At 70.9% G+C, this 25,032-nt stretch carries 24 protein-coding genes; 12 read left to right on the forward strand and 12 right to left on the reverse strand.

Features of this window, described 5'->3' with window-relative positions:
* Positions 1 to 124: 124 nt before the first annotated feature.
* Entirely contained in the window at positions 125 to 1,150 is a 1,026-nt protein-coding gene (locus tag OG966_RS34855) for an MsnO8 family LLM class oxidoreductase (RefSeq protein WP_326654049.1), read from the reverse strand.
* 59 nt (positions 1,151 to 1,209) lie between these two features.
* Between OG966_RS34855 and OG966_RS34860 the strand changes: the two genes are divergently transcribed.
* Entirely contained in the window at positions 1,210 to 1,701 is a 492-nt protein-coding gene (locus OG966_RS34860; RefSeq protein ID WP_326654051.1) for a phosphatase domain-containing protein, read from the forward strand.
* A gap of 46 nt (positions 1,702 to 1,747) precedes the next feature.
* Here the strand turns inward: OG966_RS34860 and OG966_RS34865 are convergent, their stop codons facing one another.
* Both OG966_RS34865 and OG966_RS34870 read right to left on the reverse strand, forming a co-directional pair.
* Positions 1,748 to 1,963 (reverse strand): dodecin, encoded by a 216-nt coding sequence (locus tag OG966_RS34865; RefSeq protein ID WP_326654052.1) that lies wholly within the window; start codon positions 1,961 to 1,963, stop codon positions 1,748 to 1,750.
* Between the two features lie 202 nt (positions 1,964 to 2,165).
* The gene (locus tag OG966_RS34870) at positions 2,166 to 4,592 is read right to left on the reverse strand and encodes a SpoIIE family protein phosphatase (RefSeq protein WP_326654053.1); all 2,427 of its coding nucleotides are present in this window, start codon (positions 4,590 to 4,592) and stop codon (positions 2,166 to 2,168) included.
* A 242-nt stretch (positions 4,593 to 4,834) separates the two neighbouring features.
* Here OG966_RS34870 and OG966_RS34875 point away from each other — a divergent pair, with 242 nt between their 5' ends.
* From OG966_RS34875 to OG966_RS34890, 4 genes are all read left to right on the forward strand, one after another.
* Complete coding sequence (locus OG966_RS34875; protein WP_326655586.1) at positions 4,835 to 5,029, forward strand: hypothetical protein; 195 nt, start codon at positions 4,835 to 4,837, stop codon at positions 5,027 to 5,029.
* Between the two features lie 183 nt (positions 5,030 to 5,212).
* A complete protein-coding gene (locus OG966_RS34880) occupies positions 5,213 to 6,463 on the forward strand; it encodes an extracellular solute-binding protein (RefSeq protein ID WP_326654054.1) in 1,251 nt (416 codons plus the stop codon).
* Between the two features lie 180 nt (positions 6,464 to 6,643).
* Positions 6,644 to 7,471, forward strand: a complete 828-nt coding sequence (locus OG966_RS34885; protein WP_326654055.1) for a GNAT family N-acetyltransferase — start codon at positions 6,644 to 6,646, stop codon at positions 7,469 to 7,471.
* Positions 7,468 to 8,337, forward strand: coding sequence for a lysophospholipid acyltransferase family protein (locus OG966_RS34890; RefSeq protein WP_326654057.1), 870 nt, complete (start codon positions 7,468 to 7,470; stop codon positions 8,335 to 8,337). Before OG966_RS34885 ends, OG966_RS34890 begins: the two co-directional genes overlap by 4 nt.
* On the opposite strand, the gene egtD is transcribed toward OG966_RS34890, so the two are convergent.
* Genes egtD through egtA form a run of 4 tightly spaced genes read right to left on the reverse strand, consistent with a single transcriptional unit; the run spans position 8,232 to position 12,533 of the window.
* The gene (gene egtD, locus OG966_RS34895; protein WP_326654059.1) at positions 8,232 to 9,194 is read right to left on the reverse strand and encodes an L-histidine N(alpha)-methyltransferase; all 963 of its coding nucleotides are present in this window, start codon (positions 9,192 to 9,194) and stop codon (positions 8,232 to 8,234) included. The genes OG966_RS34890 and egtD overlap by 106 nt on opposite strands.
* Positions 9,191 to 9,946 (reverse strand): ergothioneine biosynthesis protein EgtC, encoded by a 756-nt coding sequence (gene egtC, locus OG966_RS34900; protein ID WP_326654060.1) that lies wholly within the window; start codon positions 9,944 to 9,946, stop codon positions 9,191 to 9,193. Before egtC ends, egtD begins: the two co-directional genes overlap by 4 nt.
* Positions 9,946 to 11,262 (reverse strand): ergothioneine biosynthesis protein EgtB, encoded by a 1,317-nt coding sequence (gene egtB, locus OG966_RS34905; protein WP_326654061.1) that lies wholly within the window; start codon positions 11,260 to 11,262, stop codon positions 9,946 to 9,948. The genes egtC and egtB overlap by 1 nt, the downstream gene beginning before the upstream one ends.
* The gene (egtA, locus tag OG966_RS34910; protein ID WP_326654062.1) at positions 11,259 to 12,533 is read right to left on the reverse strand and encodes an ergothioneine biosynthesis glutamate--cysteine ligase EgtA; all 1,275 of its coding nucleotides are present in this window, start codon (positions 12,531 to 12,533) and stop codon (positions 11,259 to 11,261) included. The genes egtB and egtA overlap by 4 nt, the downstream gene beginning before the upstream one ends.
* Positions 12,534 to 12,659: 126 nt before the next feature.
* Here egtA and OG966_RS34915 point away from each other — a divergent pair, with 126 nt between their 5' ends.
* Positions 12,660 to 13,493: a TIGR02452 family protein gene (locus tag OG966_RS34915; RefSeq protein ID WP_326654063.1), complete on the forward strand. Its 834-nt coding sequence runs from the start codon at positions 12,660 to 12,662 to the stop codon at positions 13,491 to 13,493.
* On the opposite strand, the gene OG966_RS34920 is transcribed toward OG966_RS34915, so the two are convergent.
* The 3 genes from OG966_RS34920 to OG966_RS34930 all read right to left on the reverse strand — a co-directional run bounded on the left by OG966_RS34920 (position 13,478) and on the right by OG966_RS34930 (position 15,756).
* The gene (locus tag OG966_RS34920) at positions 13,478 to 13,960 is read right to left on the reverse strand and encodes a type II toxin-antitoxin system PemK/MazF family toxin (RefSeq protein ID WP_326655499.1); all 483 of its coding nucleotides are present in this window, start codon (positions 13,958 to 13,960) and stop codon (positions 13,478 to 13,480) included. The two genes, OG966_RS34915 and OG966_RS34920, sit on opposite strands and share 16 nt — an antisense overlap.
* A gap of 68 nt (positions 13,961 to 14,028) precedes the next feature.
* Positions 14,029 to 15,465 (reverse strand): flotillin family protein, encoded by a 1,437-nt coding sequence (locus OG966_RS34925; RefSeq protein WP_326654064.1) that lies wholly within the window; start codon positions 15,463 to 15,465, stop codon positions 14,029 to 14,031.
* 72 nt (positions 15,466 to 15,537) lie between these two features.
* Complete coding sequence (locus tag OG966_RS34930; protein WP_326655501.1) at positions 15,538 to 15,756, reverse strand: hypothetical protein; 219 nt, start codon at positions 15,754 to 15,756, stop codon at positions 15,538 to 15,540.
* A gap of 341 nt (positions 15,757 to 16,097) precedes the next feature.
* Here OG966_RS34930 and OG966_RS34935 point away from each other — a divergent pair, with 341 nt between their 5' ends.
* The 3 genes from OG966_RS34935 to OG966_RS34945 all read left to right on the forward strand — a co-directional run bounded on the left by OG966_RS34935 (position 16,098) and on the right by OG966_RS34945 (position 18,842).
* Positions 16,098 to 17,120: a LacI family DNA-binding transcriptional regulator gene (locus tag OG966_RS34935; RefSeq protein WP_326654065.1), complete on the forward strand. Its 1,023-nt coding sequence runs from the start codon at positions 16,098 to 16,100 to the stop codon at positions 17,118 to 17,120.
* 77 nt (positions 17,121 to 17,197) lie between these two features.
* Positions 17,198 to 17,467, forward strand: coding sequence for a hypothetical protein (locus tag OG966_RS34940; protein ID WP_326654066.1), 270 nt, complete (start codon positions 17,198 to 17,200; stop codon positions 17,465 to 17,467).
* A gap of 190 nt (positions 17,468 to 17,657) precedes the next feature.
* The gene (locus OG966_RS34945; protein ID WP_326654067.1) at positions 17,658 to 18,842 is read left to right on the forward strand and encodes a thiolase family protein; all 1,185 of its coding nucleotides are present in this window, start codon (positions 17,658 to 17,660) and stop codon (positions 18,840 to 18,842) included.
* A gap of 27 nt (positions 18,843 to 18,869) precedes the next feature.
* Here the strand turns inward: OG966_RS34945 and trxA are convergent, their stop codons facing one another.
* Entirely contained in the window at positions 18,870 to 19,265 is a 396-nt protein-coding gene (gene trxA / locus OG966_RS34950) for a thioredoxin (protein WP_326654068.1), read from the reverse strand.
* Positions 19,266 to 19,382: 117 nt separating this feature from the next.
* Here trxA and OG966_RS34955 point away from each other — a divergent pair, with 117 nt between their 5' ends.
* A complete protein-coding gene (locus OG966_RS34955; RefSeq protein WP_326654069.1) occupies positions 19,383 to 20,813 on the forward strand; it encodes a dihydrolipoyl dehydrogenase family protein in 1,431 nt (476 codons plus the stop codon).
* A gap of 93 nt (positions 20,814 to 20,906) precedes the next feature.
* Here the strand turns inward: OG966_RS34955 and OG966_RS34960 are convergent, their stop codons facing one another.
* The gene (locus tag OG966_RS34960; RefSeq protein ID WP_326654070.1) at positions 20,907 to 21,794 is read right to left on the reverse strand and encodes a (2Fe-2S)-binding protein; all 888 of its coding nucleotides are present in this window, start codon (positions 21,792 to 21,794) and stop codon (positions 20,907 to 20,909) included.
* A gap of 225 nt (positions 21,795 to 22,019) precedes the next feature.
* Between OG966_RS34960 and OG966_RS34965 the strand changes: the two genes are divergently transcribed.
* Together OG966_RS34965 and OG966_RS34970 are read left to right on the forward strand one after the other, a co-directional pair.
* On the forward strand, positions 22,020 to 23,213 hold the full coding sequence (locus OG966_RS34965; RefSeq protein WP_326654071.1) for an ATP-grasp domain-containing protein: 1,194 nt from the start codon (positions 22,020 to 22,022) through the stop codon (positions 23,211 to 23,213).
* Between the two features lie 2 nt (positions 23,214 to 23,215).
* Positions 23,216 to 24,982 carry an IucA/IucC family protein gene (locus OG966_RS34970; protein WP_326654072.1) on the forward strand — a complete coding sequence of 589 codons (1,767 nt, stop codon included), beginning with the start codon at positions 23,216 to 23,218 and terminating at the stop codon, positions 24,980 to 24,982.
* The last annotated feature ends 50 nt before the right edge of the window (positions 24,983 to 25,032 follow it).

Consider the following 25,032-nt stretch of genomic DNA (forward strand, 5'->3'; position numbering starts at 1 on the left):
GGTCCGCCGGCGGCGGCGATGCGACCACCCTTCGTCGCCGCCCGGCCCGGCGCCGCATCAGCCCCTCGGCAGCGGCGGGACCCGGCCCGGTCGCCGGCTCGTCGTGACGCCTGCGCACGACGGATCATTCCAGGCGTCCGCGCTGGTCAGCCCCCGTGATCCGGGCGAGGCGCCGGAACGAGTCCAGCAGAGCCCCGCGGTCGTACGTACTCGTCGTGACCAGCACCTCATCGGCGGCGCTGTCCTTCACCACCGCCTCCAGCGCGTCCGTGACCTGCTGCTCGGTCCCCGCTATATGGCCGGTGAGCCCGGCCTCGTAGGACTCGCGCTGCTTCGCCGTCATCGTCAGCTCCTCGATCCGCTCCGGCGGGGCGAGCGGCGGGAATTCGCCGTGCGTACGGGAGTACGCCAGCGACCATGCCTCCGGCATCAGCAGCCTGCGGGCCGCATCCTCCGTGGCGGCGACCGCGACCGTGCCCGCGATGACGACATAGGGCCGCTCGGACCAGGCGGAAGGACGGAACTCCTGCCGATAGCGGTCGATGGCGGCCAGCATCCGGTCTCGGCCCCGGATGTCGCCGACGACCAGCGGCAGCCCGGCCCCGGCCGCAATCCCCGCCCCTCCGCCGGTGGCCAGGAGGTACGGCGGGACACGCAGGCCCTCCGCCGGACGGGCGTGCACCTGCGGATGTGCCGTCTGTTCGCCCGTGAACCAGCCGAGCAGCTCCTCCAGCTGCCCGGCGAAGTCCTCCGCGTCCTTCTTGTCGCGGCCCAGCGCCCGGCGTATCCCGTCCGTGAAGCCGACCGAGCGGCCCAGACCCATGTCGATCCGCCCCGGGAAGAGCGACTCCAGCACCCCGAACTGCTCGGCGACGACCAGCGGTTGATGGTTGGGGAGCATCACGCCGCCCGTGCCGACGCGGATCGTGGCGGTCGCGGCGGCGACGGCCGAGGCCAGGACGGTCGGCGCGGAGCCCGCCACGCCCGGCACGCTGTGGTGCTCGGAGACCCAGAAGCGGTGATAGCCGAGCGTCTCCAGCTGCTGGGCGAGCCGGACGGTGTCGCGCAGGGCCTCGGGCCCGTCGTGCCCCTCGCGGGTGCGCGAACGGTCGAGTACGGAGAGGCGGACGGACGCGATCACTGAGCTCACAACCGGTTACAACGCTCTCGCCACGCGAGGATTCCCCGGCGTTGCCTACGCTTGGGGCCGTGACACGAAGCAGCAGGCCACTGGCCGTATTCGATCTGGACGGGACGCTCGCCGACTCCGGGCACCGCCAGCACTTCCTGGAGCGCAGGCCGCGGGACTGGGACGCCTTCTTCAGGGCCGCCCCCGACGACCCGCCGCTGGCGAAGGGCGTCGAGCTGTGCCTGCAGGCCGCCGAGGAATGCGAGGTCAGGTACCTCACTGGCAGGCCGGAACGGTGCCGCAGGGACACCCTCGACTGGCTGGCGGCGCAGGGGCTGCCGGAGGGGAGGGTCTTCATGCGGCGCAACGACGACCGCCGGCCGGCCCGCACCACCAAGCTGGAGATCCTGCGGCGGCTGGGCCGGGACCGGGAGATCCGGATGCTGGTGGACGACGACGAGCTGGTGTGCGACGAAGCCGAATGGGCCGGCTTCCCGGTCGTACGGGCCCGGTGGGCGACCGGTACGACCGAGGCGCTGAAGGACGCGCAGGAGCGCGAGGGCCGTACCTGACCCGCCCTGATCCCGACGGCCGGCGGACCGTCCTCCTGTCAGCCGGTCACTCGCCGTCCTCGAGGCGGAAGCCCACCTTGAGGCCGACCTGGTAGTGCTGGATCTGCCCGTCGACGATCTGGCCGCGGACCTGGGTCACCTCGAACCAGTCCAGTCCCCGCAGGGTCTGGGCCGCACGGGTGATGCCGTTGTGGATGGCCTGGTCGACGCCCTCCGGTGAGGTGCCGACGATCTCGGTGACCCGGTAGGTGTGATTCGACATGGGTGCCGCACTCCTCTCGATACGTTCACTCAACGGTGCCCCACCAGGAGGCGCTGCGCGAGGCGTCGGGAGCGGCGAGGGGCGTCCGCGGCCGGGCCGGGGGCTTGATCAGGGCATCACCCCTCCGTCCCGTGACGTCCACCTGACGGCACCCCGGTCACCTTGTCGCGTTCGTCGGTGCGTCTCCGTCGTGCCGGACGATCTACTGCCCCAGCAGCGATTGTTCGGTCCAGACGGTCTTCCCCTCGCGGGTGTAGCGCGTGCCCCAGCGCTCGGTCAGCTGGGCGACCAGGAACAGGCCACGCCCGCCCTCGTCAGTGGTGCGTGCCCGGCGCAGATGCGGCGAGGTGTGGCTGGTGTCGGTGACCTCACAGATCAGGGATCGTTCACGGATGAGCCGCAGGGTCACCGGACCGCTGGCGTACCGGTAGGCGTTGGTGACCAACTCGCTGGCGACGAGCTCGGTGGTGAAGGCCAGGTGCTCCAGGCCCCATTCGGTCAGCTGAGCTGTCGTCAGTGTCCTGGCCCGGGCGGCGGAGGTCGGCTCCAGCGGAAGTTGCCAGGAGGCGACGTTCTGCGGGGGGAGCACGCGGGAGCGGGCGATGAGCAGGGCGATGTCGTCGGCGGGGTGAGCGGGTACGAGCGAGTCGACCACCGCCTGACAGGTCCGTTCCAGGGGGTCGGCGGGGCGGGTGAGCGCCGCGCACAGCCGTGCCAGACCCGTGTCGACGTCGATGTGGCGTTCACCGATGAGTCCGTTGGTGTAGAGGGTGAGCAGGCTTCCCTCGGCCAGTTCGATGTCCCGGGCCTCGAACGGCAGGCCGCCCAGGCCGAGCGGTGGGCCGGCGGGCAGCTCGAGCAGGCTCACCTGACCGTCCGGGGTGGTCACCGCAGGTGGCGGGTGGCCGGCGCGGGCCGCGGAGCACAGCCGGGAGACCGGGTCGTAGAGGGCATACAGACAGGTGGCGCCGATGACCTGGTCGCCCACGGACTGTTCACCGACTGCTTCTTGTTCGGCGGCCAGCAGGTTGACCAGGTCGTCCAGGCGGGAGAGGACCTCGTCCGGTTCCAGGTCGAGGCTGGCCAGGGTGTGCACGGCGGTACGCAGTCGGCCCATGGTGGCTGCGGCGTGGAGGCCGTGGCCGACCACGTCGCCGACAACCAGCGCGACCCTGGCCCCGGACAGGGGGATGACATCGAACCAGTCGCCGCCCGGCCCCGAGGCCGCCCTGGAGGGGAGGTAGCGGTGGGCCACTTCAACGGCCTGCTGGTGGGGAACCGCCCTCGGCAGCAGGCTGCGTTGCAGGGTGAGCGCGGTCTGTTGCTGCTGGGTGTAGCGCCGGGCATTGTCGATGCACACGGCGGCGCGCGAGGCGATTTCCTGGGCCAGGGTGAGGTCGTCCGCTTCGAACGGGTCGGGGCGCCGCGAGCGCCACAGGCTCATCGTGCCCAGCACCATGCCCCGTGCGGCCAGGGGCACCACGATCAGGGAATGGACATCCGGGTCGGGAATGTGCTCACCCTGGCGCGGTTCCATGGAGAACCAGTCAGTGGGAAGAACGGATTCCAGGACGGCCTGCCCGTCGGCCAGGCACCTGGCCTGTGGGGTGTCCGGTGGGAACTCGACGGGCTCCCCTCCCGGCTGCGGCAGTCCGGGCTGCTGGGCCAGAACGCTGCGAACCGCCACCCGTACGACAGGATCCATCGAGCCCTGCGCCGGCTCCTCACCGCGCGTCACCGGTTGCGCCACGTCCACCGATACGTGGTCGGCCAGCTGAGGGGCCATCACATCAGCGAGCTCCCAGGCCGTTTCTCCCACATCGAGCGTGGTTCCGATGCGGGCGCCGGCTTGGGCGAGGAGCGCCAGCCGAAGTCGAGCCCGATGACGTTCGGTGACGTCCTCGACGGTCTCGGCCACTCCCAGGACCCGGCCCGCGGGATCCTCCAGCCGGAAGGCCGAGACGGACGCGGCCCGCTCTCGTGCCGGATCCCGCTCGAGGCGGGCGTACTGCTCGGTGGAGACCAGTGATCTTCCGGTCTGCATCACCCGGCGCACCCGGTCCACGGAGTTCCGGGCGTCCTCGGCGACCAGCAACGCGCCGGTGGGCATTCCCCGAAATGAGACGGCCGGAACGCCGGTGAACCGTTCGACGGCCCGGTTGACCCGGAGAATCGTCATCTCGGGACTGTGGACGACAAGGCCGATCGGGCACCGGCGGAACAGCCCGTCGAGAACCGCGCGATCCCTCTGCCACTCGAGTACCTCCGTCGCCGGCGCCCCGACAAGGAACCACTCGTGGACATCGCCACCGCGCAGGAGGGCACGTGCCCTGAACGCCATCTCGACGAGCCGCCCGCTGCGGTGCCGCACCGCCAGGACACCGAACCAGCCTCCCGCTCTCCTGCACGTCGCCGCGGCGTCCTTGGCGGCCCGCAGGTCGCGGGGATCGATCAGGACTTCGAGCGCCGGACGGCCGAGCACAGCTGTCTCCGGGTAGCCGAGCAGGTCCTGGGCCAGCCGGCTCCAGCCGACCACGGTTCCCCGGTCGTCGAGCACCGCCGATGCGGCCAGGTGCAGCGCGAACGGATCATCCCGGCTCTCGCTGAGCACCGTCACCCGCTGGTCCACTGACGGACACCACCTCTACTGGGCTGCCGATGTTCTCCCACTGGTGCTGGTGCGCGACCGGGACTGGCGTGGCTCACCCGGACCGGTCACTTCGCCGCGCCACAAGGTGTCCGGTGCCCGGTGCAAAAAGACCAGCTTGATGCTGCGAGCCATTGAACCCGGTCGAGCCCAGCCGCCCTACTGGTGGCGTGCCGCGGCGTGGCGGCCATCACCCGCACGGTCCCACGGGGAGGCGTCTCGCGATGGCTGTCATGATCAACATGGGTATGCGCATCGGCACAGCGTCCACTGGACGCGTCCATGAGGTGTGCCTGGTGGCGCGGTGCGGACTGCATGGGCGGGACGAGGTGCTGACGCCGGCTCAGGTCACCGCCCGGATCGCCGCCCACCGGGCGGCCGGACCGGCTGTCGAGGACACCGTGCCGGGCGGCCGGTGACCATGCCCGAAGGGGCGCACTCCGGGCGGGCATCCGTCCGCCGAAGTAACCCGGTCACATTTTCCCGGTCTTGACCGGCTCTTTGGTACATACCAAACTCCAGCCACACCCGTGCAAGCGCGGAGCGCGCTTCCCCCCATGTCGGGTTCATGCTCCCGTGCTCTCACGCAGAAGGTGGCCCTCGTGAAGAACCGCTCACTCGCCGTGTCCGTCGCGCTCGTCTCCGCCGCCGCAGTCGGCGGCTGCGGGCTTCTCCCGGGTGGCGGATCCGGGACCCGCACGGTCAGGATCTGGCTGATGAAGGACAGCGTCACCGACGACTTCCTCAAACGCTTCACCAGCGCCTACAAGCAGGAAAACCCGTCCGTGAAGCTGGAATTCACCTTCCAGGAGTGGACCGGCATCGGCAAGAAGGTCACCGCCGCGCTGGAGAGCAAGAAGGCGCCGGACGTCATCGAGGTCGGCAACACCCAGGTCGCGCAGTACGCGGAGAGCGACGCACTGTGGGACCTCACGCTCGAATCGGTCAGAGACCTCGGCAGTGACGACTGGCTGCCCGGCCTCGCGGAGCCGGGCAGCATCAACGGCTCGCAGTACGGCATCCCTTGGTACGCGGCCAACCGTGTCGTCATCTACAACAAGGACCTCTTCGCCGGCGCCGGGATCAAACAGCCGCCCACGACCCGTTCCCAGTGGCTCGAGGACTCCGGGAAACTCAACCGCGGCGGCGTCCAGGGCATCTACCTCTCCGGCCAGGACTGGTACAGCCTGGCCGGCTTCATCTGGGACGAGGGCGGGGAACTGGCCGTCGAGAGAGGCGAATGGGAGGGCGCCCTGGACACTCCCGCGGCGCTGAGAGGGATGGCGTTCTACAAGAAGCTGCAGTCGTACGGCGAAGGACCCAAGGACGCGGACGAGGAGACACCACCGCAGGCCGAGGTCTTCGCCAAGGGTGACGTCGCCCAGATGATCGCGGTGCCGAGCGCCGCCACCGTCATCGAGAAGCGCAATCCCCGGCTCAAGGGAAAGCTGGGCTTCTTTCCCGTGCCGGGCAAGACGGCCGGCCGGCCGGGCGCCGTCTTCACCGGCGGCTCCGATCTGATCATCCCGGAGAACGCCCGCGAGCGGTCGGCCGCGCTCGACGTCGTCAAGGCGCTGGCGGGCGCGAAGTGGCAGACGGACCTCGCCAGGACGATGCACTACGTGCCCAACAAAACCACCCTCGCGGCTGTCCTCACAGGTGAGGAGAGCACCGCGGCGATGGCCGCGGGAGCCGCACACGGCAGGGCCACACCCAATTCCCCGCAGTGGGCGAGCGTCGAGGCCGACAACCCGATCAAGCCGTACATGACGGCGGTACTCCAGGGCAAGGAGCCCGGACGGGCGGCGCGAGCCGCGTCCGAGCGCATCACCGCCGCACTCGCGCCCCACTGAGCCGGTAGCCGTCCCTACCGTCTGTGCACGCTCGGTGGCACCGCATTCCCCGGCATTCAGCCGTCGCACATCCCCTCTCCGCCGAGCGGTCATGTCGAATCCAGCCGGCCACGGAAGAAGTAAGGAGCCGGGCCGCCGCACCCGCGGTCCGTCCCTCACCGTCCGGCACAGGAGACCGCCATGACCGCATCGCCAGCCGTCGTCCCCGCCCCTCTCCACACACAGCTCTCCGCGCCCCTGCCTTCACCCCTCCCCGCTCCCGGCCAGGAAACCGACCAGCCCCGTTATGTCGTCTCCCTCGCCCGCGACCAGGAGGACGTACGGGCCGCACAGCGGCTGCGTCACCAGGTCTTCGCCGGGGAGATGGGAGCCAGGCTCGACGGCCCCGAGCCGGGCCTGGACATAGACGCCCTGGACGCGTACTGCGACCACCTCCTGGTCCGTGAGGCGGACACCGGTGAGGTCGTCGGCACCTACCGGCTGCTCCCGCCCGACCGCGCCCGGGTCGCCGGACGCCTCTATTCCGAGGGCGAGTTCGATCTCGCCAGGCTCTCCCCGATCCGCGACGACCTCGTCGAGGTCGGCCGCTCCTGCGTCCACCCCCTGCACCGCAACGGCGCCGTCATCGCGCTCATCTGGGCCGGACTCGCCCGCTACATGGTCCGCACCGGACACAACTGGCTGGCCGGCTGCTGCTCGATCCCGCTCGCCGACGGCGGCACCCTCGCGGCCGCCACCTGGGACACCGTGAAGGCCAAGAACCTCGCCCCCGAGGAGTACTGGGTCACGCCCCACAAGCTCTGGAACCCCGACTCCGTCGAGCGGCCCGCCGGGCGCACCGAGCTGCCCGCCCTGCTCCGCGGCTATCTGCGACTGGGCGCCTGGGTCTGCGGAGCGCCCGCCCACGACCCCGACTTCGGTGTCGCGGACCTTTACGTCCTGCTCTCGCTGCGCCGCACCAACCCCCGATACCTGCGGCACTTCCTCTCCCTCGCCCCGGTGCGATGAGCGTCTGGCTGCCCAGCGCGCCCTGCACCCCGCGGGGCTGCGCGACACACCACGGCCCGGCGGCCGGGGCGCTCAGGGCGGCTGCCCGGCTGCTGGCCGGGACGCTGGCCGTCGTCGCGGGTCTGCTGCTCGCGCCGTTGGCCGCGCTGCTCGGCGCACTGTTCGGCGCCCGGGTCCGGGACGTCATGACCCGGAGCTGGGCGCGTGCGGTGCTGCGCGCCTTCGGCGTGCGCGTCCGGATCGTCGGCAGGCCGCACGGCCCCCGGGCCTCGCTGGTCGTTGCCAACCACATCTCCTGGCTGGACATACCGCTGATCGCGGCGGCCCTGCCCGGACGGATGCTTGCCAAGACCGAGGTGCGGCGCTGGCCCGTCCTCGGGCCGCTGGCCGCCCGGGGAGGCACCCTCTTCCTGGAGCGCGACCGGCTCCGTGCGCTGCCCGCCACCGTCCGCGAGATGGCGTCCGCGCTCGACGGCGGGGCACGCGTCATAGCCTTCCCCGAAGGGTCCACCTGGTGCGGACGCGGTCAGGGCAGGTTCCGGCCCGCCGTCTTCCAGGCCGCGCTGGACGCGGGCGCCGCAGTCCAGCCCGTACGCATCACCTATCTGCCCACCGGAGCGGCCGCGTTCGTCGGCGACGACCCGCTGGCCGCGTCCCTGTGGCGGGTCGCGGCGGCCGGCGGCCTCACCGCGGAGATCCGGCTGCTGCCGGTCATCCCGGCGGGGAGCTGCCCCGACCGCCGCTCACTGGCCCGCGCGGCTCAGCGCGCCGTCGCGAGAGAGAGCGCGAACCTGCCTTCCGTATCCGTCCACCAGTGCGTCAATTCCATCCCGCCTTCGGCCAGTTCGGTGCGTACACCCTCCTGACGGAACTTCGCCGACACCTCCGTACGCATCTCCTCGCCCGCTGCGAAGGAGACCGCCAGATCCAGCTCGGGGATCTTCACGGTCAGCGCGGAGCGGGCCCGCAGCCGCATCTCGATCCACTCCTGTTCGCGGTCCCACACCGCCACATGGTCGAAGTCGGCGGGGTCGACGTCCGCGCCCAGCTCCCGGGCGATGACGGACAGCACGTTCTTGTTGAACGCGGCCGTCACACCGGACGCGTCGTCGTACGCCCTGACCAGGACTTCCTCGTCCTTCACCAGATCAGTGCCGAGCAGCAGACTGTCGCCGGGTGCGAGAAGTGACCGCACGGAGCGCAGGAACACGGCGCGCTCGGCGGGCAGCAGATTGCCGATCGTGCCGCCCAGGAAGGCGACCAGCCGCGGCCCCGGGGTGCCGGGCAGCACAAGGCCGCGCGTGAAGTCGGCGATCAGGGCATGGACGTTCAGCCCGGGCCGCTCGGCGAGCAGCGACTGAGCCGCGCCCGTCAGAGCGCTCTCGCTCACATCGACCGGCACATAACTGTGCAGAGTGTGAAGCTCGTCCAGCAGATGCCGGGTCTTCTCCGAGGAGCCGGAGCCCAGCTCCACCAGGGTGCGTGCCCCGCTCACCGCGGCGATCTCGGATGCGCGGGCGGCCAGGATCTCCCGCTCGGCACGCGTCGGGTAGTACTCGGGCAGCCGGGTGATCTCCTCGAACAGCTCGCTGCCGCGGGCGTCGTAGAACCACTTCGGCGGCAGAGTCTTGGGCGTACGGGTCAGGCCGTGCAGCACATCCGCGCGCAGGGCGGCGTCCGTCGCGTCCTCGGGCAGGGTTCGGGTCAGCAGGAACGGGCTCACGCGGTGGGCTCCTTGAGCGGGGTCAGCAGGACATCGGAGCGGGTCGCGGCCAGCAGGCTGTGGTCGGGAACCTCGCGCCAGTGCGGATCGTCGTCGTACGGCTCCGAGGCCACGACCGTGCGGCGGCCCGGCTCGGCCAGATACCAGAGCGTGTCGCCCCATGCGGTCGCCACGATCGTCTCGCCGTCCGTGAGGAGCAGATTGAGCCGGGAACCCGGCGCGGCCGCGGCGATCTCCCGGACGGTGTCGGCCAGCGCCTGGCCCAGTTCGTCGCCGTCGCGCAGCCGGTGCAGCACCAGCGCCCACACCAGCGCGGAGTCGCAGCGGGCCTCGAGCGAGAGCAGCTCGGCCGCGGGCAGCGTCAGGGCGAGCGGTTCCAGGGAGCCTGGCCAGCCGCGCACCGCGCCGTTATGACTGAACAGCCACGGCCCGGCGGCGTACGGCGCGGCCGCCGCCTCGCCGTCCGCGCCCGCCTCGGTGGCGTCGCGGACGGCGGCGAGCAGTGCCCCGCTGCGCACCACGCGGGCCAGGTCGGCGAAGGAGAGATCGGCCCAGATCGGGCCGGAACGCCGGTAGCGGGCGGGCACGGGATCGTCCTCGGCGTACCAGCCGACCCCGAAACCGTCGGCGTTGACCGTGCCGTGCCGCTGGTGACGTGGCGCCCAGGACTGCCGGTACAGCCCGTGCAAGGGCTCGACGAGCAACTGCCCGAGCGGCAGCGCGGGTCCGAGGAAGGCGAGATGCCGGCACATCAGGCGAGGCCGCCTTCCTGCGGAGCCGCGTCCCGCGCCGTGCGGAACCCGGAGAAGATCTGGCGGCGTACCGGAAGATCCCAGTTGCGGAAGGTGCCGCGGCAGGCCACCGAGTCCACGGCGAACGAACCGCCGCGCAGTACCTTGTGCGCGCCCCCGAAGAAGACCTCGGAGTACTCGCGGTACGGGAAGGCGGCGAAGCCCGGATAGGGGAGGAAGTCGCTCGCCGTCCACTCCCACACATCGCCGATCAACTGCCGTACGCCGAGCGGTGATTCACCGTCCGGATAGCTGCCGGCGGGAGCCGGCCGCAGATGGCGCTGGCCGAGGTTGGCGTGAGACGGCGTGGGGTCGTCGTCGCCCCACGGGAAGCGGCGCGAACGGCCGGCGTCCGGATCATGCCGCGCGGCCTTCTCCCACTCGGGCTCCGTGGGCAGCCGCCGTCCCGCCCAGCCGGCGTACGCATCGGCTTCGTACCAGCTCACATGCAGTACCGGCTCGTCCGCCGGCACCGGCTCCGTCACGCCGAAACGGCGGCGCAGCCACTGACCGCCCTCACGCCGCCAGAACAGCGGTGCGGTGATGTCGTGCTGCCGGATCTGGTCCCAGCCCTCGGGCGCCCACCAGCGGCGGTCGGTATAGCCGCCGTCCTCGATGAAGGCTTGGTATGCGCCGCAGGTCACCGGCACCGTATCGATGAAGAACGCCGGTACGAGACGCTGGTGCGCGGGCCGCTCATTGTCCAGCGCCCATGGCTCGGTGGAGGTGCCCATGGCGAACGGGCCGCCGGGGACCAGGACTTCGGACGGCATCCCCTCGACGCTGCCCGCCGGCGGCTCGGGCGCGCTGAGCGCGGCCGGCCCCTTCCTCAGCTGATGGGTGATCAGCATGGTCTCGTCGTGCTGCTGTTCGTGCTGCGCGATCATCCCGAAGGCAAAACCGGCATCGATGAGACGCCCGCCTTCCAGCGGAGTGCGGTCGAGGACGTCCAGGACCCTGCCGCGTACGTCGGAGGCGTACGCACGCGCCTCGGCCGGGGCCAGCAGCGGCAGCGTGGGCCGCAGTGCGCGCGGGTGTTCGAAGGCGTCGTAGACGGAGTCGATCTCGGGCCGCAGTGCCTCACGCCCGGCGACCGTACGCAGCAGCCACTGCTCCTCCTGGTTGCCGATGTGCGCCAGGTCCCAGACCAGGGGGGACATCAACGGAGAATGCTGGGAGGTCAGTTCATGGTCGTCGACGCACGACGTGAGTGTGGCCGTCCTGGCTCTGGCGGCGGTCAGCGCGTCGAGGGCGCGCCGCCGGAGTTCTTCGGTCATGTCCGGAGTTCCTTCCCGAGGGAGGGGATGCGCAGATCGTCGGCGGGACATCGGCCCCGCAGGACATGGCGCTCATTGAAGGCGGCGACCGCCTCCCGCACGGCGTCCGACGCGCCTATCCGGGGAAGTGCCTCCAGCGCGACGGAGAAGCAGGTCACCGCGGCCGCGTGCAGTTCGGGATCGGCCAGTCCGTCCCGGGCGGCAACCATCCAGAGCGGATTGCGCGGCGGGGGCAGCGGACCTGCCGTCTCCGCCAGCGGTTTGACGACGCGATAGACCGTCTCCGCCGCCTCGGAGTCGTTGAACAGGGCCGTGGTGACAGCGAGCGGCACCATCCAGCCGTCCTCTCCCGACTGGGCGTCGATCATGCGCAGCTCGAGATGGCCGCGCGGTCTCACGGGTGGAAAGAGCGTGGTCAGGTGGTAGTCGAGGTCCTCCCGGGTCGGCGGACGCGGCACCCCTGAACGCATCCACTGCCGGAAGGTGAGTCCCTCCGGCAGGTCCCACGGCCCGTCGGCGGCCCGGACACACATCACCGGCGCGTCGAGTGCGTGGGCGGTCCAGGCGGAGCGCGGCTCCATGTCCAGGGGCGGTGCCACCGGCCGCGCGGCATCGAGCTCGGCCCACACGGCCTGCCGGGTCGATCGCCAGCCGGTGTAGCGCCCCTCCCGTGCGGGGGAGTTGGCGAAGGCGGCCGTCAGCACCGCGCCCAGCAGATGCGCGAGCTGCCAGCGCCTGCCGTGCCCGAGCGGTCCCGGCTCCTCGTGGCCCGCGTCGAGGCAGACCTGGACGGAGGCGGAGCTGCACATCATGGCGCGGCCGGCCGGACCCGTCCGGTCCAGAAACGCCTCCATGGCGTCGTAACGAGGTTCATGGAGAAGCCGGCGCGGCGGATGCCAGGGGTCGAGGCCGAGTCCGGTGAGAGTGAGGCCTGCCGGGCGGAGCGCGGCGCGTACGGCGTCCAGATCGGCGGCGGTGGAGTCGATGCACTCCATCAGGGAGGCGGCGGGTGGCGAGCTGAGCTCCAGCTGGCCGCCTGGTTCGAAGGTGAGAGCCGAGTTGAGGGTCAGGGAACGCACCTGGTCGAAGGCGGCTGTCAGGCGGTCGGCCGGGACCGGGCGCTCGGGTCGTTGCAGGTCAAGAACGAGCCATTCCACCTCCACACCCACGGTGCGGGGCGGGCCGTTCTTGAAGCAAATACATCGGAGCAGGTCCTCCGCTTCATCCTCGGATATCGGCCGGCTGTAGTCGCCGGCATCGGGTGGCTGCATGATCGGATCCTCCTGTAGAAGGCACTCTGCCAACCTAAGGCCACGGCCGCCGCTCCGCACAAGAGTGCCCTTGACAGTCGGAAATACGCTTGCCGCGTCTGTCGCCGGTCACTGACGATGTTCCTCATGAGTGCACGACTGCGGGGGATCGCGAAGCAGACCGAGGCGATCGTTGATACAGGCAACTACCTCGGGTCCGACGGACGCGAGGTCCGGATCGGGCGTGCGGTGACCGCCGCCCTGGCGGGCACCAGGATGTACGGGCCTGAGGCCGTTCGAGTGACGCCCGACACGGACCGTACGACAGCCTTCGAGGTCACGGCCGAGAGCAGCACGGAAGCGGCCCGCCGGTTGACTGCCGCGGACCCGGCGCCGGTCGCCGTCCTGAACTTCGCCTCCGCGCGCAACCCGGGCGGCGGCTATCTCAACGGCGCACAGGCCCAGGAGGAGGCGCTCTGCCGCGCCTCCGCGCTCTACGCCACACTGCTGCGCGCACCGGAGTTCTACGAGCATCACCGCGCCGAGCGCGACCCGTTCTACACAGACCGGGTGATCCACTCGCCCGGTGTCCCGGTTTTCCGCGACGACCGCGGCAGGTTGCTGGACGCGCCGTACACCGTGGGTTTTCTGACCTCGCCCGCGCCGAACGCCGGAGTGATCACCAGCCGCAGCCCCGACCGGGCGCACCGCATCCCGGCAGCCCTGGCCGCGCGGGCCGAGCGGGTCCTGGAGACGGCCGTGGCGGGCGGCTACCGGCGCCTTGTGCTGGGGGCCTGGGGCTGCGGGGTCTTCCGTAACGACCCTGCCGATGTCGCCGGCGCCTTCCGCGCCCTGCTCACCGGCAGCGGACGGTTCGCAGGACACTTCGAGGAGGTCGTCTTCGCGGTACTGGACCGTACGGCCGAGGGGCCGGCACTCGAGGCCTTCCGGCGCACCTTCGCCGGTCAGCTCCAGCCGTAGCGCTCCCGCAGGCGCTGTACGACCGCGTCGAAACGCGGCCGGTCCAGCGCACACGCCTCGCGGCGCATACCGTCCTCGTGCACCCGCAGCACCCGGTCGAGATCGACCCAGGACTCGCGTCCCGCGCGGTCCCACGGCCCGACACCGATCGCCACCCACTCGCGGTCATGGTCATGGCGCTTGCTGGAGAGCTGTACGGCCAGCAGCGTGCCGGCCGCCTCACGGGCCACCACGAGCACCGGCCGGTCCTTGCCGCGACCGTCGTTCTCCTCGAAGGGCACCCAGGTCCAGACGATTTCGCCGGGATCGGGATCGCCGTCGCGATCCGGAGCGTACGAGGTACGGACCGGGCCCACGTCGTTGGGATCGGCCTCGGCGGTGGCGGCGGGGCCGCTGCTGCCGGGAAGGGCCGAGGGGCCGTGAACGGCGTCGGATGCATCGGAGACGCCCGCTGCGCCGGAGAAGATCGTCACCCGCCACACGGTAGGACCTGTGCGGTCCGATCCGTAGGGCGGGTGCCGTTACCCGGCGGGACTCAGTTCTTCGGGTCGTCCGTCACCGGGATCTTCTCGGTGCGTGGTGCGGGCGGCACCATGCCGTTCACCGCGCCGCCCACAGCGCTCTGGCCACCGTTCTGGTTGCCGTTGTGGTTCATGTTCGACAGCAGCTGGCGTGCCAGACCCAGACCCGTACCGCCCATGGTGAGTGCCTTTGCAAACATGTCCGACATCCCGTCGGCCCCGTTCAGCAGGATCATGTGATCCACATTGCTGAACGCTCCGGCGCCCGCCTCGACGATCTCCGGCCACTTCTCGGCCAGTTGCTGGGCGACGACGGCTTCCTGGTTCTCGGCGAGCGCGGCCGCACGTGCCTTGATCGCATCGGCCTCCGCCAGACCTTTCGCCTTCACCGCCGCGGCCACCGCGAGCCCGCGCGCCTGGTTCGCCGCGGCCTCCGCCTCACCGGTCACCCGGGTCGCCGTGGCCTTCGCCGCGCTCGCCAGTTCGGTCTCCTTCGCCGCTGCCTGCGCCGCGGAGATACGGGCGTCGCGCTCGCCCTCGGCCAGCGTCCGCTTCTCGTACGCCGCGGCGTCCGCGGGCTTGCGCACATCCGCCTGGAGCTGCTGCTCGCGGCGGTGCGCCTCCAGCTCGGCGACCCGGGTCATCTCGACCACGACCTGCTGGCGCGCGGCCGCGTCCGCGAGCGGGCCGGCCTGCTTCGCCTTCGCCGACGCCTTGTCACGCTCCGCCTGGTAGCCGGCCTGCAGGATCTCGCTGTCCCTCGTCGCCTCCGACATCCGGGCCGCGGCCTGCTGTTCGGCCTCCGTGGCCCGCCGGTTCGCCTCCGCCTGTGCGATGCGGGCGTCCCGCTGCACCGCGGCGGCGTGCGGTGCCGCGAGATTCTTGATGTAACCGGTCGGGTCCTCGATCTCGTGGATCTGCAGCGAGTCCACGATCAGGCCCAGCTTCTCCATCTCGGTGCCGCACGCCGCCCGCGTCTGACCGGTCAGCTTCTCCCGGTCGCGGATCATGTCCTCGACCGTCAACCCGCCGACGATGGACCGCAGATGGCCCGCGAAGACATTGTGGACGCGCTCCGCCATCAGCTTCTGCTGATCGAGGAAGCGGCGCCCGGCGTTGGCGATGGACACGAAGTCGTCACCGACCTTGAAGATGACCACCCCGCGCACCTTCAGCGGAATTCCCTGATGTGTCACGCAGTCCACGGACAGTTCGGTCTCGTTGAGGTCCAGCGACATCTTGCGTACCGCCTGGATGCCGGGCAGAACGAGCGTTCCGCGGCCGGTGACGATACGGAACCCCATGCCCTCGCCGAGCCCTTCGGTCCGGTGCGTGGAGCCAGAAATGATCAGCGCTTCGTTCGGCTCGGCGACTCGCCACATGAGCTTGAACAGACCGATCAGGATGATGATGGCAGCGAGTACGAGTCCCGCCGCGACGCCGACGACCATCGGCACAGCCCCCTTCGCCCGGTGCCGTCCGGCACCGGATGACCGGGAGTGTCCTCCTGATCGGGACGGGTCTCAACTGCCGTACGCGGACGTGACATAGACGGTGCGCGGAGGCAGATGTTCCACCACCGTCACCACCGTGCCGGTCTCTATGCGGTCCTTCGCGGAGGCCGGATAGGCGAGGAAGTGCTCGGCGCCGCCGCGGATGCGGACGATGACCTCACCGACGAGCCCGGGTCCGACCGTGCCGGTCACCCGCCCGAGCAGCCCCACCATCGACTCGTCGTCCATGGTGGGGAGCCTACCCACGCGGGAGCACCTCGGATCCAGCCGTCGAGCGAGGTCATTGAAGTCCTTCGCGACGCGGTCGCCCTTGTCCCAAGTGGCGGCGTGCAGCTGCGCGGTGGTGCCCGTCCGCCGTGTTTTCCCCCTGTGGTCCCCCGATACGCGGCGGCGCCCGGCGAACCGGGGCCTGGGGACCGGGCTCAGGGCGCATGGCCCGGTACCCGGAGGGAGGTGACGCGGCGAGCCGTGCGACAGGTGGTGATGACTCGTGTAAACACGGTACGGCACTCGTTTCCGGCCATCCGCGAAATCCGGTGCGGAACTGGTCTGGAAGGATGCCGAGGGCGATGAGCCAGACACCCAAGCAGTCCGCAGAACGCCCTGTCCCCACCAGTGCCGATGTCGCCCGGCTGGCCGGAGTTTCGCGCGCCACCGTCTCGTACGTACTCAACAACACATCGGCCGTCCGGATCAGTGAGCCCACCCGGCGGCGGGTCCGCGAGGCCGCCGAGGAACTGGGCTATGTGCCGCACGCCGCGGCCCGCAGCCTGCGCGCCGGGCACACCCGGATGGTCCTGCTGCCCACCGCCCATGTCTCGGTCAGCCCGCTCTACAACCGCTTCTTCAACGAACTCCAGTGGGCGCTGCGCCGTCTCGACTACACCGTCGTCCAGTACGGCAGCCTCGGCCTCGAGGGCGACGAGGCCGCCCGCGCCTGGGCCGAACTGAGGCCCGTCGCGGTCGTCTCGCTCGGCGAGGTCGCGCTCACCTCGCAGGGCGTAGACCTCCTCAAACGCTCCGGCGCGAAGGCCGTCATAACGCTTGGACCCGAACGCGTCGACGGCGCGCACTCCCTCGTCATGGACCAGCGGGAGATCGGCGGCTGCGCGGCCACGCATCTGATCGGCCGTGGCTGCCGCGACATCGGTGTCGTGATGCCCGAGGAACCCGGCCGCAAGCTCTTCTCCCAACCCCGGCTCGTGGGTGCGACCGAGGCCGCCGTGCGGACCGGCGCCCGGATCGAACCGCTGTCCCTGGCGTACGACGAGGCGTCGGCCGGCGCACTCGCCGCCCGCTGGCGGCAACTGGGCCTCGATGCGGTCTACGCCTACAACGACGAGTACGCCATGCTCCTGATGCGTGCCCTCCAGGACGCGGGCATCGAGGTCCCGCGAGAGACCGCGGTGGTGGGCGCCGACGATCTGCTGCTGGGCAGGCTGTTGCGGCCGCGTCTGAGCACGGTGCAGATCGACCTGGTCACCGGTCAGCGCCTGGCCGAACTCGTCGACCGGGTCGTACGGGACCCCGGCGCCGAGCCGGAGCGGCACGATCTGATGGTGACGCGGGCCGTCCACCGCGAGTCCAGCTGACCCCGCGTGCCGAGGACGTCGTCCGGTCCGCCAAGAACGACATGCGGGCCGGGCGGGGCGTGTCTAGCGTCGCTTGCATGAGTACTGATCCGCAGCGTTTCGAGATCCTGCTGGTGCCCGAGCACATCGAGGGCGACGATGTGGCATCGCTCGCCCGGAGTGCCATCCGCTCGGCGGTCGTGGCCGCGACGGGCGAGTACGGATCCTCCGGGTACCCGCGCTACGCGGGCGACGGCGTGGAGGCCGACATCGATCCGGCGACGCGCACGGTCGAGGCGCTGCTGGTGGACGGGTTCGAGCTGGACTACGGGCTCTCGGCGAGAGTTCTCGACGCGCGGGACACCTGACATCCCGCCATTGCCGGTGGCCGCGTTACGGCGGGTTCCTCCGGCCGTCGACAGCGGTTCCTCCAGCCGTTGGCAGCGCTTCCTCCGGCCGTTGACAGCGGACAGCACCCGGCAGAGACTCGGGCGAGGCATGTGTGAACCATCGTTCACCAGGCAATAGCCGAACAGCCCGGGCACTGGGAGACATCCGATGAGCATCCGCGACGTCTACATAGTCGACGCCGTCCGCACCCCGATCGGCAAGTTCGGGGGCGCGCTCTCCTCCGTACGTCCCGACGATCTGGCGGCGCGTGTCGTCAGGGCACTGGTGGACCGTGCCCCGGAGCTGGACCCGGCCCGTATCGACGATGTGGTCTTCGGCGACGCCAACGGCGCTGGAGAGGACAACCGCGACGTCGCGCGTATGGCAGTTCTCCTCGCCGGGCTGCCCGTCTCCGTCCCCGGCGTCACCGTCAACCGCCTGTGCGGCTCTGGCCTGGAGGCCGTCATTCAAGCCGCGCGCGCGATCGCGCTCGGCGACGCGTCGATCGCGATCGCGGGCGGCGTGGAGTCGATGTCCCGCGCGCCCTGGGTGCTGCAGAAGCCCGAGCGGGCCTTCCCGGCCGCCCACCAGCAGCTGCACTCGACCACTCTGGGCTGGCGTATGACCAACCCGCGAATGCCCGCCGAGTGGACCATTCCGCTCGGTGAGAGCGCCGAACTCGTTGCCAGGAAACACGGCATCACCCGCGAACAGCAGGACGCCTTCGCGCTCGCCAGCCACCAGAAGGCCGCCGAGGCCTGGGACAAGGGGCTGTACGACGGTGAGGTCGTCCCGTACGACGGAGTGGACCTGGCACGCGACGAGTGCATCCGCGACTCCACGTCCATGGAGGCGCTGGCCAGGCTGAAGCCGTCCTTCTGTGCGGACGGCGCTGTGACGGCGGGCAACTCCTCGCCGCTCAACGACGGGGCCGCCGCCCTGCTTCTCGTCGACGAGGAGGGGCTGCGCGCGACCGGCCGTGAGCCGCTCGCCAGGATCCGTACGTCCGCCGTCACCGGTATCGAGCCGCAGCTCTTCGGCCTCGGCCCGGTCGAGGCGGTCCACCGGGCGCTGGCCAAGGCCGGCGCGTCGTTCGCCGACCTGACCACCTTTGAGCTGAACGAGGCCTTCGCCGCCCAGTCGCTCGGCTGCCTCGCCGAATGGCCGGAGCTGGACCCGTCCCTGGTCAACCCGCGCGGCGGCGCCATCGCCATCGGTCACCCGCTGGGCGCCTCTGGCGCGCGACTGGCCGGCTCCGTCGCCCATCAGCTCGCGGCCGCGGGTTCCGGAACCGGCCTCGCCGCCCTCTGCATCGGCGTGGGCCAGGGTCTCGCCCTGGTCCTCGAGCGCTGAGCCGGACTCTGTCAGGGCCGGACTCTGTCAGGCCTCGGCCGAGGGCTCCGTCTCGGCAGCGGCGGGCTGTGCCTCTTCGATCGTCTTGCGGACCTCGTCCATGTCCAGCGCGCGCGCCTGACCGATCACGTCCTCGAGTGCGGCCTCGGGCAGCGCGCCGGGCTGGGCGAAGACCGCGACATTGTCACGAACGATCATCAGGGTGGGGATGGAGCGGATCTCGAAGGCGGCGGCGAGCTCCTGCTGAGCCTCCGTGTCGACCTTCGCGAACACCAGGTCGGTGTGGCGCTCCGCAGCACCTTCGTAGACAGGGGCGAACTGTCGGCAAGGACCACACCAGGAAGCCCAGAAGTCGATCAGAATGAAGTCGCTGTCGGTTACGACCTGATCGAAGTTTTCCTTGGTGAGCTCAACAGTGCTCATGACGTACTACCTCTTCCTGATGTCCGACGGACTCGCCCCCGACAACGGTGCCCAGGGCCGTGCTATTCCTCCTCTGCCCATGTGGCCAGGAGGCACACCCGGCACCAGACTGGCTCTATGACGGAACCTGTGGAGTACGACGTTGTGGTCGTGGGCAGCGGCCCCGCCGGGGAGAACGTTGCGGACCGGGTCAGAGCGGCAGGACTGAGTGCCGCGGTCGTGGAGAGCGAGCTCGTCGGTGGTGAGTGCTCGTACTGGGCGTGCATGCCGAGCAAGGCGCTGCTGCGCCCGGTGATCACCCGCGCCGACGCGCGCAGGGTCCCGGGTGTGCGCCAGGCCGTACAGGGACCGCTCGACGCGGAAGCCGTCCTCGCCCACCGTGACGAGGAGACCTCCCACTGGAAGGACGACGGCCAGGTCAACTGGATGGACTCGATCGGCGCCCGCCTCTACCGCGGACAGGGCCGGCTGAACGGACCGAAGAAGGTCGTCGTGGAGGGCCCCGAGGGCGAGCACCATGTGCTGACCGCCCGGCATGCCGTCGCCGTGGCCACCGGCAGCCGCGCCGTCCTGCCCGACGTCCCGGGCCTGGCCGGCGCCAAGGCCTGGACCAGCCGCGAGGCGACCAGCGCCCAGCGCGTGCCGCCGCGGCTCGCGGTCGTCGGCGGGGGAGTGGTCGGAGTGGAGATGGCCACCGCCTGGCAGGCACTCGGCTCGCAGATCACCATGCTGGTGCGCGGCGGGGGCCTGCTGCCCCGGATGGAACCCTTCGTCGGCGAGCATGTGGCCGACGCGATGACCGAGGCCGGCGCCCGGATCCGTACACGGACCTCCGTCGCCTCCGTGAAACGTTCCGACGGCTCCGGCCCCGTCACCCTCGTCCTGGACGGCGGTGAACGGATCGAGGCCGACGAGGTGCTCTTCGCGACCGGCCGCGCTCCGCGCACGGATGACCTCGGCCTGGAGACGGTGGGCCTGGAGCCTGGCTCATGGCTGCCCGTCGACGACAGCTGCCTCGTCGACGGCAGCAACTGGCTGTACGCGGTCGGTGATGTGAACCACCGGGCGCTCCTCACCCACCAGGGCAAGTACCAGGCCCGTATCGCGGGAGCCGCCATCGGGGCCAGGGCCCGGAAGGTTCCGCTGCTGGAGACGGACCGCTGGGGTGCGCACGCCGCGACCGCCGACCGTGCGGCGGTCCCGCAGGTCGTCTTCACCGACCCGGAGGCCGCTGCCGTGGGCCTCTCGTACGCCGAGGCCGAGGCCGCCGGCCACCGGGTACGCGCCGTCGACTACGACATCGCATCGGTCGCCGGGGCGGGCCTGTACGTCGACGGCTACCGCGGCCGTGCCCGGATGGTCGTCGATCTGGACCGCGAGATCCTGCTCGGCGTCACCTTCGTGGGTCCGGGAGTCGGGGAACTGCTGCACTCGGCGACGGTGGCGGTCGCGGGCGAGGTACCGATCGACCGGCTGTGGCACGCCGTACCCGCCTACCCGACGATCAGCGAGGTCTGGCTGCGGCTGCTGGAGACGTACCGCGGCTGAGCCCGTTGCCTCGCAAGACCGCGCAGTACGTCCTGAACGGGCTGTTCACGGCCCTTCGCGCCGCTGGAGACACGCCGGCACCGACACCGGCGTTCATACCGGCACTGACGCACCGGCATGGGCGGGTGCGTCGCCCTCGAGCCTGCGCAGCCGCTCGGTGTCACAGGTTCGCGGGCAGGTGCCGCACGCCTCGGCAGGGCGGATCGAGTAGTAGAGACAGCAGCCGAGACGGGTCCGGGTGGGATACGACTGCCCTTCCCGGCCCGTCAGCCGACGGAAGCCGGCGCCGCCGGGGAAGGGTGCCACGGGTCCCGGAAGCAACTCGCCGGCTGCCCGCACGGCACGCTCCTCCTGGTCCAGCATGCGGCCGAGGTACCAGATGCCGGAGACCAGGTCGTCGCCGACCATGCCCCACAGCGCCCGCGGCCCGCGCCGCGCCTGCGGGCCGATCGCGGCGAGCAGCTGCCGTACGTGGTCGGCGACCGCGGAGCGCAACTCCGCCCGCAGCGCCTCCTCGTGTGCCAGTACCCGGGCCCCGGGGAGAGAGGCCGCCGGGTCGTCGGGGAGACAGGCGAAGCCGCCGGGGACAATGCCGAACGCTCCGGTGGTGAGACTGATCCGGACGTCGCGCGGGCGGATCCGCGGCACACGCCGCTCCAGGTACCAGGGGCCGCTCATCAACAGGCAGACGGACCACAGGTAGTCGTGCAGCGCACGGGACGCGGCGACATCCTGCCGAGCCGTGTGTCCGTGACGTTCCTGGATACGCCGAGCCTCGGCGTCGAGAAAAGCGTCGAGGAACTCCGGACGCTCCGCCAGTTCGGCGCCGTCGGCCCACCCTTGGGCGGCCGACGAGGAGGGGGATACGACGTCCACGCTCAACGCCTCGCAGAGCGCGGTAAGCCCCCGGTATGTCGAGGAGAGCAGGGCGGAGCAGCTCACGGCGGGTCCGGCCAGGGGAAATGCCGGGGCCAGGGTCACGGGTACTCCTCAACACCAGGAGCGGACACAGAGATCACAGGGGAGGCCACATGGAAATAAGGCAAGGCTCACCTTAACCACAATGAAGTGCTTGACTGTGAACCGGGGCCGCGTGGCGACGAATTGACAGAGTTAGGTATGCCTAACTTAGGCTCTCCGTCGTGTCCCGGAAGAATGGGTCACCTTCTCGGCCGGTCCCACCTTGTGCGCGGAAGTGATCCCCTCATGCAGCTGTACCTGCTTGCCCTCAACCCGACCGACTCGGTCACCGAGGGATTCCTCCCCGCCGCCCGCCGGCTCGGCCTCGACATCACGCTGCTCACCGACCAGCCCGAGGCGCACCGGGCCGCCTGCCCGGACATCGAGCTCCTCGAGTGCGACGTGCGCGACTTCCGCGCGGTCATCACCCGGATCTCGGCCCACCGCCCGCCGGACGCCGTCTTCAGCAACAGCGACCATCTGCAAACCCAGACCGCCCTGGCAGCCGACTACTTCGGCCTCCCCGCCAAAAGCTGGCAGGCCGCGCTGCGCACCAAGGACAAGGCGGAGATGCGCCGCCACCTCGCCGCCGCCGGCCAGGACACCGTCCGGTCGGTGGAACTCGCCGCCGGGCAGGACCCGGTAACCGCCCTGGCCGCACTCGATCTGCCGTACCCGTGCGTCATCAAGCCGCGCGAGGGTGTGGCCAGCGAGGACGTCGTCCTGGTCGAGGGGCCCGGGGACCTTGTGCTGCGGTGCAAGGAGATCCGGGCACACCGGCCGGGAGCCTCCCTGGTGGTGGAGGAGTACTTGCCCGGGGAGCTGTACACCCTGGAGACACTCGGCGACGGCCGTGTCCTTCATGTGCTGGGCGGCTTCCATACCGCGTTGTCCCCACCGCCGTACTTCATCGAGGAGCGCCTGACCTACGTAGAGGCCCACCCGGAGCCCGTCGTCGCGCAGGTCCTTGCCCGGCTGGACGCCCTCGGCGTCGGACTCGGCGCCTGCCACACCGAGTTCGTCGTGCACGAAGGACGCGCGCGCATCATCGAGGTCAACTACCGTGCCATCGGGGATCAGTGCGACCTGCTCCTCGCCCGGCTGCTGGACGTCCCGCTCTTCGAGCACATCCTCCGTACGCATCTGGGCGTGCCGCTGCCGGCGGACCTGGAGGCACGGACCGGTGGCGCGGCGCGGCTCGACTACCCGTGCGCCCAGCGCTCCGGAACACTCACGGCCGCACCTGCCGCGACCGAACTGACGCTCGGCGACGTTCAGTTGACCTACCGGCCGCTGCGCCGGACCGGTGAACGGCACGAACTCCACCGCACCAACCGCGATCTCCTCGGCGTCGTCCGGGCCATCGGCGGCGATCAGAAGACCGTGGACCGGGTCGTGACCGACTTCGTCTCCGCCCACCGCTGGGAGATCACCCCGTGACGGTGACGAACACAGTCGCCGGCCCGGCCGAGAGGGAACTCCTCCTCCGTCTGCTCAGCGCCCTCCTGCGCGAGGACGTCGTCGGCCTGCGCAGCCGCTCCACCGCGCTGGAGCACCCGGACGGGGCCTGGCTGCGTCTGGGGACCGCGGACGGGGACGCGCTTGAGCTGCCCATTCGCGAGGACGGATTCCAGTACGAGACCGGCGCCCGGCTGCCCCTGCTGCGCCGGGAGTCCGACGGCGTGGAACTGAGCACCGCCGACGGCATCCTGGCCGCCCTCGGCGCGCTCGCCGATCCCGTGGACCGTGACGGTTATGACGCCCTCGCCGACGAATGCCGCCAGACGCTCGCAACCCTGCGGCTGCACGCCGTCACGCACCACGAGGTCATCGCGATGCTCGGCGCCCGGTACGGCAACGATCCCGCGGACTGGACCGGACTGGCGGGCGGACTCGCCCACGACACCCTCGCCGCCCGCCTCGACCACCCCGTCTACCCCACGGCGCGTGGCCGCCTGGGACTCAAGGCGCCACAACTGCACGCGTACGCACCGGAGTTCCACCCCCGATTCGCCCTGCGCTGGATCACCCTTCCCAAGGACGCGGTCACCGCACGGGGCGTGAACGGCTCCGCGGACCCGGCCGGCCCATGGCCCACACCTTCGGCGCTCGGTCTGCCGGACCTCGACGACAGCCACCTCGCCCTCCCCGTCCATCCGCTGACCGTGGGCGAACCACTGCGGCAGGCACTGCGCACCACCGGACTCGACAGCCGGGCGGTGCTGTCCGAGCGGCCGTACCTTCAGGCCCTGCCGACCCTGTCGATGCGGACCGTGGCCCTGGCCGAGCATCCCCGCATTCATCTCAAACTGCCCCTGGCCACAGCCACGTTGGGCATGCGCAACCGACGCACGATCAAGCCCGGCACACTCGTCGACGGCGCGGCGGTGCAGCGCCTGCTGCAGACCGTGATCGCCCACGAGCCCCGCTTCCGGGACCGCATCCTGCTCGCCGACGAAAGCCGGTTCGCCCACGCCGGTCATGAACTCCTCGCGGTACTGGTCCGGCGCTGGCCGGCCGGTCTGGACGACGCGGTCGTCGTGCCGATGGCGGCCCTGCTGAGCGAAGCCCCCGGTGGGCGGCTGCTGATCGACCATCTCGCCGACCGTTTCCACGGCGGCCTGCCACTCGCCCTTCTCGACGACGTACTCTGCCTGCTCTTCGACTGGCAGACAACGCTGTTCGGGTACGGGATCGCCCTTGAGTCCCACCAGCAGAACATTTCGCTGGTGCTGGACGAGCACGCGGGCCGCACCCGGCTCAGACTGCTGCTCAAGGACAACGACGGACCGCGCATCAACACCGTCCGGATGCGCGCCGCCCTCGGCGCGGACGCGCCCGATCCGTCCGAGTTCGACGACGCGCGGATCTTCGGGGACAAGGACGCGCCGGTCGTCGACCTGTTCACCACCATCACGGTCCATCTCTGCGCGGGGGCGTACGCTTTCGGGCTCGCCCGCCATGGCCGCGCCCCGCTCGACCGGCTGCTAAGTCTCGTGCGCGACCGGCTCGGTGAGGCCGTGGCGCGGCTCGGGGCCCGGCCGGGGCAGCCCGGCGCCGTACTGCGCGAACACGTCCTGGACGCGGCGCGCCTGCCGGTCAAGGCGATGGTGACCGCGGGCACGCTGCTCACCAAGGAGCGCTCGGGGGCGTCCGACATCAACAAGCACTACACCACGGGTCCCAACTACCTGTTGCGGGAGGTGTGAGGGGCGATGCCCGGCACACAACACACCTGCCGCTCGCCGCATCCGCCGGA

The sequence above is a fragment of the Streptomyces sp. NBC_01750 genome (assembly GCF_035918095.1).
GTDB lineage: Bacteria > Actinomycetota > Actinomycetes > Streptomycetales > Streptomycetaceae > Streptomyces.

Coding starts and splice junctions, on each gene's coding strand:
- OG966_RS34865 (WP_326654052.1), bottom strand. CDS start 1,963: ATGTCGAATCACACCTACCGGGTCACCGAGATCGTCGGCACCTCACCG.
- OG966_RS34875 (WP_326655586.1), top strand. CDS start 4,835: ATGGCTGTCATGATCAACATGGGTATGCGCATCGGCACAGCGTCCACT.
- OG966_RS34885 (WP_326654055.1), top strand. CDS start 6,644: ATGACCGCATCGCCAGCCGTCGTCCCCGCCCCTCTCCACACACAGCTC.
- OG966_RS34890 (WP_326654057.1), top strand. CDS start 7,468: ATGAGCGTCTGGCTGCCCAGCGCGCCCTGCACCCCGCGGGGCTGCGCG.
- egtC (WP_326654060.1), bottom strand. CDS start 9,946: ATGTGCCGGCATCTCGCCTTCCTCGGACCCGCGCTGCCGCTCGGGCAG.
- egtB (WP_326654061.1), bottom strand. CDS start 11,262: ATGACCGAAGAACTCCGGCGGCGCGCCCTCGACGCGCTGACCGCCGCC.
- egtA (WP_326654062.1), bottom strand. CDS start 12,533: ATGCAGCCACCCGATGCCGGCGACTACAGCCGGCCGATATCCGAGGAT.
- OG966_RS34915 (WP_326654063.1), top strand. CDS start 12,660: ATGAGTGCACGACTGCGGGGGATCGCGAAGCAGACCGAGGCGATCGTT.
- OG966_RS34925 (WP_326654064.1), bottom strand. CDS start 15,465: ATGGTCGTCGGCGTCGCGGCGGGACTCGTACTCGCTGCCATCATCATC.
- OG966_RS34930 (WP_326655501.1), bottom strand. CDS start 15,756: ATGGACGACGAGTCGATGGTGGGGCTGCTCGGGCGGGTGACCGGCACG.
- OG966_RS34935 (WP_326654065.1), top strand. CDS start 16,098: ATGAGCCAGACACCCAAGCAGTCCGCAGAACGCCCTGTCCCCACCAGT.
- OG966_RS34940 (WP_326654066.1), top strand. CDS start 17,198: ATGAGTACTGATCCGCAGCGTTTCGAGATCCTGCTGGTGCCCGAGCAC.
- OG966_RS34945 (WP_326654067.1), top strand. CDS start 17,658: ATGAGCATCCGCGACGTCTACATAGTCGACGCCGTCCGCACCCCGATC.
- trxA (WP_326654068.1), bottom strand. CDS start 19,265: ATGAGCACTGTTGAGCTCACCAAGGAAAACTTCGATCAGGTCGTAACC.
- OG966_RS34955 (WP_326654069.1), top strand. CDS start 19,383: ATGACGGAACCTGTGGAGTACGACGTTGTGGTCGTGGGCAGCGGCCCC.
- OG966_RS34965 (WP_326654071.1), top strand. CDS start 22,020: ATGCAGCTGTACCTGCTTGCCCTCAACCCGACCGACTCGGTCACCGAG.